Source organism: Micromonospora sp. BQ32, from assembly GCF_059358895.1.
Window position 1 is genome coordinate 257736 of the sequence record NZ_JCADBI010000009.1, and the last position, 14890, is coordinate 272625.

The window sequence follows — 14890 nt, forward strand, 5'->3', positions numbered from 1 at the left end:
GGAGGTCGCACCTTCCCCGAAATTATGGGCAGGTCAGCACGGCTGACGGCCACCGGGACAGACAAGTCCGTCAATAGTCACGGTGGTCGAAGTGTTGACGCTCCCGTAGCACGTCAGTAACCTTTGGCCAAAGTAGTGCAAGATTTTGACAAACGTGTGCACGGTTCTGTGCACGCTTTCGGAAGATTCAACGGGCCTCCTCGGGAGGCCCGTTGATGGTCGTACCCGCCTGGTGTGTCCAGGACGAGCGGCGCCCCCGCGCCGCCCGTCCCACCCGTCTCTCTCGACACCGGCCGCTCGCGCCGGCCGGCGCTGCACCGCCGCACCCCCATCCCCGTGGTCAAGCCACCGCGGCAACCGTCCCCCGACGACAGGACAGTGATGAGACGAACGAATCTGTTCAGGATGGTGGCGGCCACGGCCGCCGCCGCGCTGATCGCCACGGCCGGGGCGACCGCCGTCGCGAACCCGGCCGCCGCCGCCCGCCCCGCCGACACGGCAGCCGCACCGAGCGCCGGCTTCGCCCCGGCTGCCACCAACCTCGCCCAGGGCCGTCCCACCCAGGAGAGCGGTCACGCCGACGTCTACGACTCGTCGAAGGTCGTCGACGGCAACGCGGGCAGCTACTGGGAGAGCCTCAACAACGCGTTCCCGCAGTGGGTGCAGGTCGATCTCGGCTCGTCGCAGAGCGTCAACCAGGTCGTGCTGAAGCTGCCGACCTCCGGTTGGGGAACCCGGACGCAGACGCTGAGCGTGCGGGGCAGCACCAACGGTTCGTCCTTCACCGATCTGGTCGGGTCGCAGACGTACACCTTCAACCCGGCGAGCGGCAGCACCGTCACGATCAACTTCAGCTCGGCCGCCACCCGCTACGTCCGCATCACCATCACCGCCAACAGCGGCTGGCCGGCCGGGCAGCTCTCCGAACTGGAGGTGTACGGCAGCGGCGGCACCACCCCCGACACCACCGCGCCGAGCGTTCCCGGCAACCTCTCGTACACCCAGTCGGGCACCACCATCAGCCTCCACTGGGTCGCCTCGACCGACAACGCGGGCGGCAGCGGCATCGCCGGCTACGACGTCTACCGCAACGGTGCGTTCCTCCAGTCCGTCGGCAACGTGACCACCTTCAACGACACCCAGCCGGCCACCGCGACCGTGTCGTACCACGTCCGGGCCCGCGACGCCGCCGGCAACCTCTCCGGCAACAGCAACACGGTGACCCGGACCGGTAGTGGCGACACCACCGCGCCGAGCGTGCCGGGGACGCTGTCGCACAGCACGTCGGGCAGCACGATCACGCTCAACTGGGGGGCTTCCACCGACTCCGGCGGCAGCGGGCTCGCCGGCTACAACGTCTACCGGGGCGGCAGCCTGATCGCGACGCTGGGCACCGTCCTCACCTACCAGGACACCCAACCGGCGACGGCGACCGTGTCGTACCACGTTCGGGCCCGCGACGGCGCCGGCAACCTCTCCGGCAACAGCAACACCGTCACCCGGACCGGCAGCAACCCGCCCGCCTGCACCAACGTGGCGCAGGGCAAGAGCATGACGGCGAGCGGATCCACCTTCAGCTTCACTCCGGACAAGGCGAACGACGGGCAGCTCGGCACCTACTGGGAGGGCGCGGCGAGCTACCCGCAGAACCTGACCGTGGCGCTGGGCGCGAACCACTCCATCTCCGGTGTCACGGTGAAGCTCAACCCGGATTCGGCCTGGGGCACCCGTACCCAGACCATCCAGGTCCTCGGCCGCGACCAGGCGTCGTCCGCGTACACCAACCTGGTGTCGGCGGCGGCCTACCAGTTCGTCCAGGGCAGCAACGTGGTGACCATCCCGGTCACCGCGACCACGGCGGACGTGCAGTTGCGGTTCACCGGCAACACCGGTGCTCCGTCCGGTCAGGTGGCCGAGCTTGAGGTGTGCGGCACCCCGGCGCCCAACCCGGACCTGGTCGTCAGCTCGGTGACCTGGTCGCCCACGTCACCCAGCGAGGTCTCCCCGGTCACGCTCTCGGCCGTGGTGCAGAACATCGGGTCCGCCGCCGCCGGTGCGACCACGGTGAACTTCAGCCTGGCCGGCGCGGTCGTCGGCAGCGCCTCGGTGGGCGCGCTCGCCGCGGGCGCCTCGACCACCGTGTCGTTCAACGCCGGTACACGGCCGATGGGCAGCTACGCCGTCTCGGCGGTGGTCGACCCGGCGAACACGATCGTCGAGCAGAACAACGGCAACAACAGCTTCACGGCCGCGTCGCCGCTGGTGGTGGCGCAGGCCCCGGGCCCCGACCTCCAGGTGCTCAGCATCGCTTCGAACCCGCCGAACCCGGCCGTCGGGGCGTCCGTCACCTTCACCGTGGCGGTCCGCAACCGGGGCACCACCGCGACCGGCGCGACCACGGTCACCCGGCTGGTGGCGGGCAGCACCACGCTCAACACCAACACCGCCTCCATCGCCGCCGGCGCGACGGTCAGCGTGGCCGTCAGCGGTAGCTGGACCGCCACCAGCGGCGGTGCCACCATCACCGCCACCGCCGACGCCACCAATGTGGTCACCGAGACCAACGAGACCAACAACGCGTTCAGCCAGTCGATCGTGGTCGGCCGTGGGGCGGCCGTCCCGTACGTCTCCTACGAGGCGGAGGCTGGCCGTTACCAGGGCACGCTGCTGGAGGCCGACCCGCTGCGCACCTTCGGGCACACCAACTTCGCCAGCGAGTCCTCGGGGCGCAAGTCGGTACGGCTCACCAGCACCGGGCAGTTCGTCGAGTTCACCTCGGCCAACCAGGCCAACTCCATCGTGGTGCGCAACTCCATCCCGGACGCCCCCGGTGGCGGCGGCATCGAGGCGACCATCAGCCTCTACGTCAACGACGTCTTCTCCCGGAAGTTGACCCTGTCGTCGAAGCACAGCTGGCTCTACGGCAACACCGACGGGCCGGAGGCGCTGACCAACACCCCGCAGGCCGACGCCCGACGGCTCTTCGACGAGTCGAACGCGTTGCTGGCGCAGTCGTACCCGGCCGGCACCCGGTTCAAGTTGCAGCGCGACTCCGGTGACACCGCGTCCTTCTACGTCATTGACATGATCGATCTGGAGCAGGTGGCGCCGGCGGCGAGCCAGCCGGCCGGTTGCACCTCGATCACCTCGTACGGTGCGGTCCCGAACGACGGGCTCGACGACACCGCCGCCATCCAGCGGGCGGTGACCGACGACCAGAACGGTGTCATCAGCTGCGTCTGGATCCCCGCCGGGCAGTGGCGGCAGGAGCAGAAGATCCTGACCGACGACCCGCTGAACCGGGGCATGCACAACCAGGTCGGCATCAGCAACGTCACGATCCGAGGCGCCGGCATGTGGCACTCGCAGCTCTACACGCTGACCGAGCCACAGAACGTGGTGGGCGGCATCAACCACCCGCACGAGGGCAACTTCGGCTTCGACATCGACAAGAACACCCAGATCTCCGACATCGCCATCTTCGGCTCCGGCCGGATCCGGGGTGGTGACGGCAACGCCGAGGGCGGCGTCGGTCTGAACGGTCGGTTCGGCACCGGCACCCGGATCAGCAACGTCTGGATCGAGCACGCCAACGTGGGCGTCTGGGTGGGCCGCGACTACGACAACATCCCCGATCTGTGGGGGCCGGCCGACGGGCTGGAGTTCACCGGCATGCGGATCCGCAACACGTACGCCGACGGCATCAACTTCAGCAACGGCACGCGCAACTCGCGGGTGTTCAACTCGTCCTTCCGCACGACCGGTGACGACGCGCTCGCCATCTGGGCCAACCCGTACGTCAAGGATCGCAACGTCGACATCGCCCACGACAACCACTTCGTCAACAACACCATCCAGCTGCCCTGGCGGGCCAACGGCATCGCCATCTACGGCGGCTACGACAACTCGATCGAGAACAACCTGATCTACGACACCGCGAACTACCCGGGCATCATGCTGGCGACCGATCACGACCCGCTGCCCTTCTCCGGGACGACGCTGATCGCCAACAACGGGCTCTACCGGACCGGCGGCGCCTTCTGGAACGAGGACCAGGAGTTCGGTGCCATCACCCTCTTCCCCGCCACCCGGGACATCGTCGGCGTCACCATCCGCGACACCGACATCATCGACTCCACCTACGACGGCATCCAGTTCAAGAACGGCGGCGGCAACATGCCGAACGTCGCCATCACCAATGTGCGCATCGACAAGTCCAACAACGGCGCCGGCATCCTCGCGATGAGCGGCGCACGCGGCAACGCCAACCTGACGAACGTGACCATCACGAACTCGGCCGACGGCAACATCGTCATCCAGCCGGGCTCGCAGTTCGTCATCACTCCCTGATCGACACGGTTTGAGTGAAGTCGGGGTGTCCGGATGCTGCGGGCACCCCGACTTCCGTGCTGTGCACTGCGGCACAGGGTCCGTCGTGGGCGTCAGGCCGCCGGCAGCGGCCGGCACCGGCGAGCTTGGCGTCACAGAACACTCGGGTACGCAGAAACTGCGCGTCCTCCTCGCTGAGCGTGGTCTCGCCGAAGTCGATGACGCCGAGATGGCCGAGCGAGTCGCGTAGCGCCACGGCCAAGGCGGTGACCTCGTCGAGGCTGGTCACGGTGGTCGGCAGATGGATGATCCACCGCGGCGCGGTCATCGCGGCCCTCGGTTGTCGGGTGCTCCCCGGTCTCGGTGGCTCATCGCACTGCCACCGTTCCTCCAGCGATCAACGTCTGCACCTGCTCATCGGTCAGGCCGCGCTGCTCCAGGACGCGACGGCCCCAGCGGTGCAGCCGGCACGGGTGTGCTGCCTCGTCCTTGCGGCAACGCTCACCGTCGGGCTGCTCGGGGACGTGCACGGTGACCGCCCTCAGCGCGAACACGACGTCCTCCGTGGTCACGTAGGGCGGCAGCGGTAGATCATCGATAGGGCCCACGGTCCTCCCGTCCGGGAGGCGACCTTTCGATGAGCGGTATACCCCACAGGTATAAATATGACTCTGAGGTATATCGCTCACGAGAGTGACCGTCCCGATCTGTCGTCTGGCTGTCCCCGATGGTCGTTTCACTGCTGGCCCAGCGCAATATTTCGCGGCAGAATGCGGACCAAGGGACGAGGGGTATTACGCGGCGACAACCATGGAGATGACGTGGACGACTCCGGCAGCACAGTTCCACGCAGGCAGCTCGGTAGATACCTGAGAGAGCTTCGTGAAAATGCGTATGTGACGGTTACCGCGGCGGCCAAGGAATTGGAATGGTCGGCACCCCGAATCTGGCGGTACGAGACCGGTCAGGTCCCCATGCACCCGAACGATGTGGAGGCGATGTGCCGGGTCTACGGCGCGTCCCCAGAGACGATCGAGACGATGCGGGCGCTGGCCAGGGAGACCAAGGCGCACGGCTGGTGGCACAGCTACGGCGAGGCGATCAAGGACTGGTTCAAGTTGTACGTCGGCCTGGAAGCCGCCGCCACCCGCATCCGGAAGTACGAAGCCGATCTGGTCCCCGGTCTGTTGCAGACGGTCGAGTACATGGCCGAGTTGATTGCTACCGACCAGCCGCAAATGGGTGAGCAACAACGGCAGGCGAAGGTCGACGTGCGGCTTCGCCGCCAACGCCTGCTGGCTCGGGCGGTGCCCCGTGCTCCGCGCCTCGACGTCATCCTGAGCGAGGCGGTGCTGCGCCGCCCGCTGCGCGATCGTGCGGCGATGGCCCGCCAACTGGAGTCGCTGGTGGTGTCGTCGCGACAGCACAACATCAGCATCCGAGTGTTGCCGCTCGATGCGGGGCTGGTGCGCTGGGCGCAGGCCGGCACCTTCACCATGCTCGACTTCCCGTTCGACGTGCGCGAGCCGGAGCCGACGACGATCTACATGGACGGGCCGTGCGGTGCGGTCTACCTTGACAAGACCCACGAGATCGAGATCTATGAGGACGCGTGGCGCTCGCTCGGCGAGCGGGCGCTCAGCGCCGACGAGTCCCGCGAGCTGATCGCGGCCATAGGGAAGGAGATGACCGATGGAGCGTGACGGAGTCTGGCGCACGTCAACCCGGTCCGGCAGCGAGGGCGACTGCGTCGAGGTGGCGGGGTTCGCCGAGACGGTCGGCGTACGCGACAGCAAAGACCCTCAGGGTCCGACGCTGACCTTCACCGAGTCGGTCTGGACCGCCTTCATCGCGTCAACCCGCGCGCAGCAGTTGGCCAACCGCCGCTAAGCGGCTAGCGCCAACTCGTTCACCGAGATCTTGGAAGAATTCGGCCCCGCGAGGGGCGATTTTTCTCCAAGATCGGTCGCAGGTCCGGGTTAGCCTCCTCGCGATTTCTGGGGAGGGTGCAAAGTGGACCGGTTCGGACGCATGGTGGCCGTGTTACGCAGTGGACAGACGGCCCGTGCCGATCAACTACGGGCCGAGGCGCCCGGGGCGCTGCTGCCTCGATGGAGCGGAAACTGTCCAAGATCTGCATGATCCGCTCGTGCATCTTGGTGCCGGGGCGGGGCATCCCGCTGTTCTCCCCCGGTCGGACCGTCCCGGACGTGTGGGCCGCAACCCTGGCCGCCAACTACGGCGAAGGGGTCGTGCCGCGCCGGCCCACTGATCAGGACCAGTGCGGCTGACCGTCAGCCACTTGGGTGTCGGACTGGGTGTGCGATGACGCACAACCGGGGCGGCGGTGGCTAGGCTGACCTGAGCAGGATGGTCCGCTGAGGGGGTGAGCCCGGATGGCCCAGGCAGCGTTCGCGCCGGAGCCGGCGCCGCAGCACACCGAGCCGTCGTTCGACGTGCTGCGGTGGCACGACGAGCCGTGGACCGCGCAGCTCGCTCTCGACCTGTTGCCGGAGACCAACGGCCCCAAGGTTGAGGTCCTGAGCGGAAGCGTGATCGTGACACCACATGCCGGATACGACCATCAGGACGCGGAGCTGGGTCTCGCCTATCTCCTCAAGCAGGCGGCCCGTCGGGCGAAGCTGTGGCTCTATCTTGAGACGAACATCGTCTCGGGCGAAGATCTCTTCATCCCGGACATCGTCATTCTTGACGCTCCCGGCGGCGGTCGAACGACGATGGACATCAGGCACGCGGTGCTTCTCGGGGAGATCGTCTCGCCCGGAAACCGGCGCAAGGACATCATCGACCGCCCGCGTGAGTACGCCGCCGCCAGGGTTCCGTTCTTCCTCCGGGTTGACCTGCGCAATCGGGTGCCAACCATTGCGTTGTACGAGCTGACCGAGGGGGAATACCGGCCGGTGGCTGCCGCTGCGGCCGGGACGCGCTTCGTCATGCGGGAGCCGTTCGAGTTCTCTATCGACCCGGCCGACCTGCTCGGCGAGGAGGCGCTGCCGGAGGCGTCGGACGGGGAGGGCTGAGGCTCCCAGCGGGCGTGCAGCGGGGGTGGGGAAGAATGGCCGGGTGACTTCCCCCCGCGACCTTGTTCTGCTCGGGTCCACCGGCTCGATCGGCACCCAGGCCATCGACATCGTCCGGCGCAACCCGGACCGGTTCCGGGTGGTCGCCGTGGGTGCCGGCGGCGGAAACGTCGAGCTGCTCGCCACGCAGGCCCTCGAACTGGGCGTCGAGGCGGTCGGGGTGGCCAAGGCGTCCGCCGCGCAGGATCTGCAACTCGCGTTCTACGCCGAGGCGAGCCGGCGGGGGTGGGCCACCGGCGACTTCAAGCTTCCCAAGATCGTGGCCGGTCCGGACGCCATGACCGAGCTGGCCCAGTGGCCGTGCGACATCGTGCTCAACGGGGTGGTCGGCTCGCTGGGCCTCGCTCCTACGCTGGCCGCGCTGCGCGGTGGTCGTACCCTCGCGTTGGCCAACAAGGAGTCGCTGGTGGCCGGCGGCCCGCTGGTCAAGGCCGCGGTGACGCGGCCGGGGCAGATCGTCCCGGTCGACTCGGAGCACTCGGCGCTGGCCCAGTGCCTGCGCTCCGGCACGCGCGGCGAGGTCCGTCGGCTGATCGTCACAGCCAGCGGCGGCCCGTTCCGGGGTCGACGGCGCGACGAGTTGACGCAGGTCACACCCGATCAGGCCCTCGCCCACCCAACCTGGAACATGGGGCCGGTCGTCACGATCAACTCCGCCACGATGGTCAACAAGGCGCTTGAGGTGATCGAGGCGCACGAGCTGTTCGACGTGCCCTACGCCGACATCACCGTGATGGTGCACCCGCAGTCGGTGATCCACTCGATGGTCGAGTTCGTCGACGGGTCGACGATCGCCCAGGCCAGCCCACCGGACATGCGGCTGCCGATCGCGCTCGGCATCGGCTGGCCGGACCGGGTGCCCGGGGCCGCCACCGCCGTCGACTGGACGGCCGCGCACACCTGGGAGTTCGCGCCGCTTGACGACGAGGCGTTCCCGGCCGTCGCCCTGGCCAAGGCCGCCGGGGAGGCCGGGCGCTGCCGGCCGGCGATCTACAACGCGGCGAACGAGGAGTGCGTGGCCGCGTTCGTGGCGGGTCGGCTGCCGTTCCTCGGCATCGTCGACACCCTCGAACGCGTGTTGGAGGAGGCTCCGGACTTCGACGAACCAGGTACCGTCGAGGACGTGCTCGCGGCCGAGTCGTGGGCACGCGCGCACGCGCAGGAGATCATCGCGGGTTCGGTGGAAGGAGCTTGATGTCGTACCTGCTCGGGGTGGTCCTCTTCGCCCTGGCCATTCTCATCTCGGTGAGCCTGCACGAGGCGGGTCACCTGTTGACCGCCAAGGCGTTCGGGATGAAGGTCACGAAGTACTTCGTCGGTTTCGGCCCCACCATCTGGTCGTTCCGGCGCGGTGAGACGGAGTACGGCCTCAAGGGCATCCCCCTCGGCGGCTTCTGCAAGATCGTCGGGATGACGCCGCAGGACGACGACGTCGAGCCGGGCGACGAGTCGCGGGTGATGTGGCGCTACCCGGTCTGGAAGCGGACGATCGTGATGGCCGCCGGGTCGATCACGCACTTCGCGCTCGCCCTGGTCACGATCTGGATCCTCGCCGTCTCCGCCGGCCTGCCCAACCCCGACTTCCCGACCACCGACGCGCAGGCCCGCCAGGAGCCCGCCGTCATCCAGCTCAGTGAGTGCGTGGTTCCGGAGAACGCGGTGCGGGCGTGCACCCCCACCGACGCGGCCAGCCCGGCGGCCCAGGCGCAACTGCGCAACGGCGACCGGATCACCTCGGTCAACGGCACCCCGATCAACTCCTACGGCGACCTGCTCACCACGCTGCGCGGGCTCAAGCCGGGCGACACCGCGCAGATCGCGTACGTCCGCGACGGGCAGCCGGGCACCACCAGCACGGTGCTCGCGCAGACCCAGCGTCCGCCGCTGAACGACCCGAACGGCACCGCCGCGCCGGTCGCCGCGCTCGGCGTCGGGCTCGTCCCCAGCACCCCGACCCGTGTGACGTACGGCCCGATCGGCGCCTTCGGCGCCACCGCCGACTTCACCGGTCAACTGGCCGTCGGCACCGCCCAGGCGCTCCAGCGCCTCCCGCAGAAGGTCCCCGCCCTGTGGACCGCCCTCACCGGCGGCGAGCGCGACGTCGACACCCCGATCAGCGTGGTCGGCGCCAGCCGGCTCGGCGGCGAGGCGGTGGAGAACAACGCCTGGCTGGTCTTCTTCATGCTCTTCGTGTCGCTGAACTTCTTCATCGGCGTGTTCAACCTGCTGCCGCTGCTCCCGGTGGACGGCGGCCACATCGCCATCGCCTGGTTCGAACGGGCCCGCTCCTGGGTCTACGCGCGGATCGGCCGGACCGACCCCGGCCGGGTGGACTACCTCAAACTGATGCCCTTCACGTACGTGGTGATCCTGATCGGTGGCGCGTTCACGCTGCTGACCATCGCCGCGGACGTCGTCAACCCCATCACGCTCTTCTCAAGGTGAGTGCCTGAAGTGACCGCTATCAGTCTCGGTATGCCCGCCGTGCCGCCCCCGCCGCTCGCTCCCCGTCGGGCCAGCCGCCAGATCATGGTCGGTTCGGTCCCGGTCGGTGGTGGTGCGCCGGTGTCCGTGCAGTCGATGACCACGACCCTCACCTCCGACATCAACGCGACCCTCCAGCAGATCGCCGAGCTGACCGCGTCCGGCTGCCAGATCGTCCGGGTGGCGGTGCCGTCCCAGGACGACGTCGAGGCGCTGCCCGCGATCGCCAAGAAGTCGCAGATCCCGGTGATCGCCGACATCCACTTCCAGCCCAAGTACGTCTTCGCCGCGATCGACGCCGGCTGCGCGGCGGTCCGGGTCAACCCGGGCAACATCCGGCAGTTCGACGACAAGGTCAAGGAGATCGCTCGGGCCGCTGGGGCGGCGGGGGTGCCGATCCGGATCGGCGTCAACGCCGGCTCGCTGGACAAGCGCCTGCTGAGCAAGTACGGCAAGGCCACCGCCGAGGCGCTGGTCGAGTCGGCGCTGTGGGAGTGCTCGCTCTTCGAGGAGCACGGCTTCCGCGACATCAAGATCTCGGTCAAGCACAACGACCCGGTCGTGATGATCCGCGCGTACCGGCAGCTCGCCGAGCAGTGCGACTACCCGCTGCACCTCGGCGTCACCGAGGCCGGGCCGGCGTTCCAGGGCACCATCAAGTCGGCGGTCGCGTTCGGTGCGCTGCTGGCCGAGGGGATCGGCGACACGATCCGGGTGTCGCTGTCCGCTCCGCCGGTCGAGGAGATCAAGGTCGGCAACCAGATCCTGGAGTCCCTGGGTCTGCGCGAGCGCGGTCTGGAGATCGTCTCGTGCCCGTCCTGCGGGCGGGCCCAGGTGGACGTCTACAAGCTCGCCGAGGAGGTCACCGCCGGCCTGGAAGGGCTGCCGGTGCCGCTGCGGGTCGCCGTCATGGGCTGCGTGGTCAACGGTCCGGGCGAGGCCCGGGAAGCCGACCTCGGGGTCGCCTCGGGCAACGGCAAGGGCCAGATCTTCGTCAAGGGGCAGGTCGTCAAGACGGTGCCCGAGGCGCAGATCGTCGAGACGCTGATCGAGGAGGCGCTGCGGATCGCCGACGAGATGGGCGCCGAGCTCCCCGAGGAGCTGCGCGGGCTGGTCACCGGCCCGACCGTCACCGTGCACTGATCCCGTTCCGTACGCGAAGCGGCCGTTCCCCGGTGCGGGGGAACGGCCGCTGTGCGTTTGTGCTGATCTTGTGTTTTCGCGCTGTGCCGCTCGTGGCGTGGCGTGCCGTGCCGTGCTCTGCCATGGTGCGGCCTGGTGCTGTGGTGGTCGTGCGCTGGTGCGGCCTGGCGCCGTGGTGGTCGTGCGCTGGTGCGGCCTGGCGCTGTGGTGCGGCCTGGCGTCACTCGGATTCGGCGAGGATCGCGTACAGCTTGCGCCGGGTCTCGTCGAGCACCTGGGCGGCCCGCTCGCGCTGGTCGTCGGTGCCGTTCATCATCACCTGACGCAGGGCGTTCATCGCCTGCGCGCCGGAGTCGCGGATGTCGTGCCAGCTGCTCACCGCGCCCTGGGCGACGTCCGCCCACGGCGGGGTCTGCGCGGCCTCGGCGGCCTCCGCCTGACCGGCCTCGGTGACCGTGAACCGCTTCCGCCCACCACCGGACTCCTCGGTGCTGGCGACGATCACGCCCTCGTCCTCCAGTAGCTGAAGAGTGGGGTAGATCGAGCCCGGGCTCGGCCGCCACGCACCGCCGGTGCGGGAGTCGATCTCCTGGATCATCTCGTAGCCGTGCATCGGCCGCTCGGTGAGCAGTGCCAACACGGAGGCTCGGACGTTGGGGCGTCGGCCGCGACCCCGGCCTCGACCTCGGCCGCCCCAGGGACCGCCGTGCTCGTGGCCATGGCCGTGCGGACCGGGCGGGACCGGCGGGAAGCCGAACCCCCGCATCCGGGCCTCGTGCAGCGGGTGGTGCTGTCGGTGGAACCTCATCGGGTTCTTCCTTCCGTAGGACTATCGCTGATGCATCAACGATATATCGGCAATGCATCGCCGACAACCTTCATCTACCAAACCGTACGTACGTCTTGTTAGAGTGTCGGTCATGCGCCTGCTTCCCGCACCGGGCCCGGCCCGGGTTCTCACCCTCGGCACCCTGGTCAAGACCGTCGGGCGGGGTCTCTGGCTCGTCGCCAGCGCGCTCTTCCTCACCCGGTCGGTCGGCCTGTCGGCGACCCAGGTGGGTGTCGGGCTGACCATCTCGGCTCTGGTCGGCGTGCTGGCCAGCACCCCGAGCGGCTACCTGGCCGACCGCGTCGGCCCGCGAGGTGTGCAGGTCGGTGCGCTGTTCGTCGCCGGCACCCTGACCATCGGCCTGATCGCCGTCCGGTCGTTCCCCACCTTCGTGTTGGTGGGAGCCGCCACCGCGCTCGCCGACGCGGTCGAGCGCGGCGCCCGCGGTGCGCTGATCGCCGGGGCCATCCCGGCCGACCAGCGGGTCCGCACCCGCGCCTACCTGCGAGCCACCACCAACGTCGGGATCTCCGTCGGCGCCGTCCTCGGCGGCTTCGCCATCGCCGCCGACACCCGAACCGGGTACGTCGCGCTGATCCTGGCCGCCGCGGCGGCGTCACTGGCCGCAGCGCTGGTCCTCCTCCGACTGCCCAGGATCGCCCCGGTCGCCGCCCCGACGCACGGCCCTCGGCTGGTCGCCCTGCGGGACCGCCCGTTCCTCGCCTTCACCCTGGTCGACGGGCTGATGTCGATGCACTTCAGCCTGCTCACCATCGCGTTGCCGCTGTGGATCGCCGGACACACCCGGGCGCCAGTCTGGATGATCTCCGCGTTGACGCTGGTCAACACCGTGCTGGTGGTGCTCCTTCAGGTACGAGCCGCGGGTACCGCCGCCACCCTGCCCGGAGCCGCCCGCGCCGCCCGTCGAGCCGGCCTGGCCATCGCCCTGGCCTGCGTACTCTTCGCCGCCAGCGGCGCGCTGCCCACCGTCGGCGCGGTGGGCCTGCTCGGCCTGGGGGCGGTCGCACACGTCACCGGGGAGCTGTGGCACTCCGCCGCCGGCTGGGGGATCTCCTTCGGGCTGGCACCAGCGGACGCCCAGGGGCAGTACCAGGGGGCGTACGGCATGGGCTACGAACTGGGCAAGATGCTCGCCCCGGTGGTGGTGACCGCCCTCGCGCTCGGCTGGGGCGTACCGGGCTGGCTCGTGCTCGGTGCCCTGTTTCTCCTGCTCGGGGCCCTGGTGCCGCCGGTCGTCCGGTGGGCTGAACGGACCCGGCCGATCAGCGGGGCCACACAACCGGTGCCGGCCTCGCCACTCGACCGGCGGAGCGGGGGGTCGATCTGGCAGGCTGATAGTCGTGCTGACGGTGCCGGTACGCCAACTGGGGGAATCGGAGCGCCGCGCGGTCGAGCGACTGCTCGACCATGACCCGTTCGCGGGCGCGCAGGTCGCCGAGCGGATCGCCGCGCGCGGACTCTCCTGGTGGCGGGCCGAGGGCAGAATCCTGGGGTACGGCGCCCGCCGCAACCTCGAGTCACTCTGCTGGCTCGGCGGCAACCTGACCCCGGTGCTGGCCAGCGATGCCGCGGTGGCCGCCTTCGCCGACCTGCTCGCGGGCGAGGAACGGCTCTGCTCCTCCATCGTCGGCCGGGCCGATGCCGTCCTCGGGCTGTGGGACCGCCTCTCCGACACCTGGGGGCCAGCGCGAGACGTCCGCCCCAATCAGCCGCTGCTGGTCACCGACACGCTGCCGCCCGTACCGGCCGACCCGGAGGTACGCCAGGTTCGCTCCGGCGAGGTCGACCGGCTCTTCCCGGCGGCGGTGGCCATGTACACCGAAGAGGTCGGCGTCTCCCCACTGGTCGAGGACGCCGGCCGCAGCTACCGCCGACGGGTCAATGACCTGGTCCGGACCGGCCGCGCGTACGCCCGCATCGTCGACGGCAAGGTCGTGTTCAAGGCCGAACTGGCCGTGGTGACCAAGCGGACAGCGCAGATTCAGGGCGTCTGGGTGGCACCGGAGTGGCGAGGCCGGGGAATCGCCACCGCCGCCATGGCAGCCGTGGTCCGTGACGCGCTGCTGCGGGTCGCCCCCACCGTCAGCCTGTACGTCAACGACTTCAACCTCCCGGCCCGCCGCGTCTACGAGCGCTGCGGCTTCCAGCCGATCGGCACCCTGGCCACGGTGCTCTTCTGACCGCCGCAGGTGCGGGTATGGGTGGTGCACCCGGCAGGACAGTTGCCGTTCGCGCCGGATGAAGGTGTCAAAGATTCGCGGGCGAAGTTGGTTGGGCGATGCTGTTCGCCGGCCATTCCGCCGGAGCCGTTGGGGCCGGGCCATTCCGCCTCCGCCGGGCCGTCGCGCCGGGCCGTTGCGCCGCCGGGTCCCGTCGTTGCGCCGTGGGTGGCCTCTCGACCATGACATCTACTCCGCATCGGGTGGCGTTTCGGCCATGCGCCGCGAGATCTTGGACAGTTTCCGTTCGCGCGGAACGGTAACTGTCCAAGATCTGCGGGCAGCCGCCGACCAGATGGCGCGATCCGCCTCCCGCACGGCTCCGCGCAGCGCGGCGTCCCCAGCGTCAGCGGCCAGCGGCGGCCTAGCGGCCCAGCGGCCCAGCGGCCTAGCGGCCTAGCGGCCCAGCGGCCCAGCGGCCAAGGGGCCAAGGGGCAGCGGTCAAGGCCCAGCGGCCAAGGGGCAGCGGTTAAGGGGCAGCGGTCAAGGGTCAGCGGTCAACGGCGGCAAGAGGCCGCTGGCCGGCACCCCGGGTTGGGGGTGCCGGCCAGCGGTCGGTGTCGTGCGGTCGTGCGGTCGTGCGGTGCGTGCGTGGTGCGGGGTCAGCTGTTCCAGTGCTGGGCGACCAGGTCGGTGGCCTGCTGCTCCCACTGGGCGTAGGCGTCGGGGTAGGCGGAGACCTGTACGGTCTGCGCGGCGTCGGTCAGCGGCATGTCCTGCCACCCGTCGACCTGCTTGAGGCCCTTGAGGAACGCGGTCGTGGA

The 14890-nt window shown here is 69.6% G+C and carries 13 protein-coding genes; 10 read left to right on the top strand and 3 right to left on the bottom strand.

All coding sequences use genetic code 11. The features are described 5' to 3' along the window. Positions 1–381: 381 nt before the first annotated feature. Positions 382–4350: a CARDB domain-containing protein gene (locus AC5L30_RS19390; protein ID WP_494868894.1), complete on the top strand. Its 3969-nt coding sequence runs from the start codon at positions 382–384 to the stop codon at positions 4348–4350. Here AC5L30_RS19390 and AC5L30_RS19395 read toward each other — a convergent pair. Together AC5L30_RS19395 and AC5L30_RS19400 are read right to left on the bottom strand one after the other, a co-directional pair. Further along, on the bottom strand, positions 4340–4657 hold the full coding sequence (locus AC5L30_RS19395) for a hypothetical protein (RefSeq protein ID WP_494868896.1): 318 nt from the start codon (positions 4655–4657) through the stop codon (positions 4340–4342). The genes AC5L30_RS19390 and AC5L30_RS19395 overlap by 11 nt on opposite strands. A gap of 40 nt (positions 4658–4697) precedes the next feature. Then, entirely contained in the window at positions 4698–4883 is a 186-nt protein-coding gene (locus AC5L30_RS19400) for a hypothetical protein (protein WP_494868898.1), read from the bottom strand. A gap of 267 nt (positions 4884–5150) precedes the next feature. Between AC5L30_RS19400 and AC5L30_RS19405 the strand changes: the two genes are divergently transcribed. From AC5L30_RS19405 to ispG, 7 genes are all read left to right on the top strand, one after another. After that, positions 5151–6032, top strand: a complete 882-nt coding sequence (locus tag AC5L30_RS19405) for a helix-turn-helix domain-containing protein (RefSeq protein ID WP_494868899.1) — start codon at positions 5151–5153, stop codon at positions 6030–6032. Continuing rightward, positions 6022–6219 (top strand): DUF397 domain-containing protein, encoded by a 198-nt coding sequence (locus AC5L30_RS19410; RefSeq protein WP_494868900.1) that lies wholly within the window; start codon positions 6022–6024, stop codon positions 6217–6219. The genes AC5L30_RS19405 and AC5L30_RS19410 overlap by 11 nt, the downstream gene beginning before the upstream one ends. A gap of 221 nt (positions 6220–6440) precedes the next feature. Continuing rightward, positions 6441–6620: a hypothetical protein gene (locus tag AC5L30_RS19415; protein WP_494868901.1), complete on the top strand. Its 180-nt coding sequence runs from the start codon at positions 6441–6443 to the stop codon at positions 6618–6620. A 105-nt stretch (positions 6621–6725) separates the two neighbouring features. Continuing rightward, entirely contained in the window at positions 6726–7370 is a 645-nt protein-coding gene (locus tag AC5L30_RS19420) for a Uma2 family endonuclease (RefSeq protein ID WP_494868903.1), read from the top strand. A gap of 43 nt (positions 7371–7413) precedes the next feature. Beyond that, positions 7414–8625 carry a 1-deoxy-D-xylulose-5-phosphate reductoisomerase gene (gene dxr / locus AC5L30_RS19425; RefSeq protein ID WP_494868904.1) on the top strand — a complete coding sequence of 404 codons (1212 nt, stop codon included), beginning with the start codon at positions 7414–7416 and terminating at the stop codon, positions 8623–8625. Continuing rightward, entirely contained in the window at positions 8625–9875 is a 1251-nt protein-coding gene (locus AC5L30_RS19430) for a M50 family metallopeptidase (RefSeq protein ID WP_494868906.1), read from the top strand. The genes dxr and AC5L30_RS19430 overlap by 1 nt, the downstream gene beginning before the upstream one ends. Positions 9876–9884: 9 nt before the next feature. Further along, positions 9885–11057, top strand: coding sequence for a flavodoxin-dependent (E)-4-hydroxy-3-methylbut-2-enyl-diphosphate synthase (gene ispG / locus AC5L30_RS19435; RefSeq protein WP_112588507.1), 1173 nt, complete (start codon positions 9885–9887; stop codon positions 11055–11057). Between the two features lie 220 nt (positions 11058–11277). Here ispG and AC5L30_RS19440 read toward each other — a convergent pair whose 3' ends face one another. Further along, the gene (locus tag AC5L30_RS19440) at positions 11278–11865 is read right to left on the bottom strand and encodes a PadR family transcriptional regulator (protein ID WP_494868909.1); all 588 of its coding nucleotides are present in this window, start codon (positions 11863–11865) and stop codon (positions 11278–11280) included. Between the two features lie 112 nt (positions 11866–11977). Between AC5L30_RS19440 and AC5L30_RS19445 the strand changes: the two genes are divergently transcribed. Together AC5L30_RS19445 and AC5L30_RS19450 are read left to right on the top strand one after the other, a co-directional pair. Further along, positions 11978–13318, top strand: a complete 1341-nt coding sequence (locus tag AC5L30_RS19445) for an MFS transporter (protein ID WP_494868911.1) — start codon at positions 11978–11980, stop codon at positions 13316–13318. Further along, positions 13248–14087 (top strand): GNAT family N-acetyltransferase, encoded by an 840-nt coding sequence (locus tag AC5L30_RS19450; protein ID WP_494868913.1) that lies wholly within the window; start codon positions 13248–13250, stop codon positions 14085–14087. The genes AC5L30_RS19445 and AC5L30_RS19450 overlap by 71 nt, the downstream gene beginning before the upstream one ends. Positions 14088–14890: the final 803 nt, after the last annotated feature.

Bases quoted from the DNA above. Each gene is read 5' to 3' on its own strand.
- AC5L30_RS19410 (WP_494868900.1), top strand. From the start codon at position 6,022: ATGGAGCGTGACGGAGTCTGGCGCACGTCAACCCGGTCCGGCAGCGAG.
- AC5L30_RS19430 (WP_494868906.1), top strand. From the start codon at position 8,625: ATGTCGTACCTGCTCGGGGTGGTCCTCTTCGCCCTGGCCATTCTCATC.
- AC5L30_RS19445 (WP_494868911.1), top strand. From the start codon at position 11,978: ATGCGCCTGCTTCCCGCACCGGGCCCGGCCCGGGTTCTCACCCTCGGC.
- AC5L30_RS19440 (WP_494868909.1), bottom strand. From the start codon at position 11,865: ATGAGGTTCCACCGACAGCACCACCCGCTGCACGAGGCCCGGATGCGG.
- AC5L30_RS19395 (WP_494868896.1), bottom strand. From the start codon at position 4,657: ATGACCGCGCCGCGGTGGATCATCCATCTGCCGACCACCGTGACCAGC.
- AC5L30_RS19420 (WP_494868903.1), top strand. From the start codon at position 6,726: ATGGCCCAGGCAGCGTTCGCGCCGGAGCCGGCGCCGCAGCACACCGAG.
- AC5L30_RS19390 (WP_494868894.1), top strand. From the start codon at position 382: ATGAGACGAACGAATCTGTTCAGGATGGTGGCGGCCACGGCCGCCGCC.
- AC5L30_RS19415 (WP_494868901.1), top strand. From the start codon at position 6,441: ATGGAGCGGAAACTGTCCAAGATCTGCATGATCCGCTCGTGCATCTTG.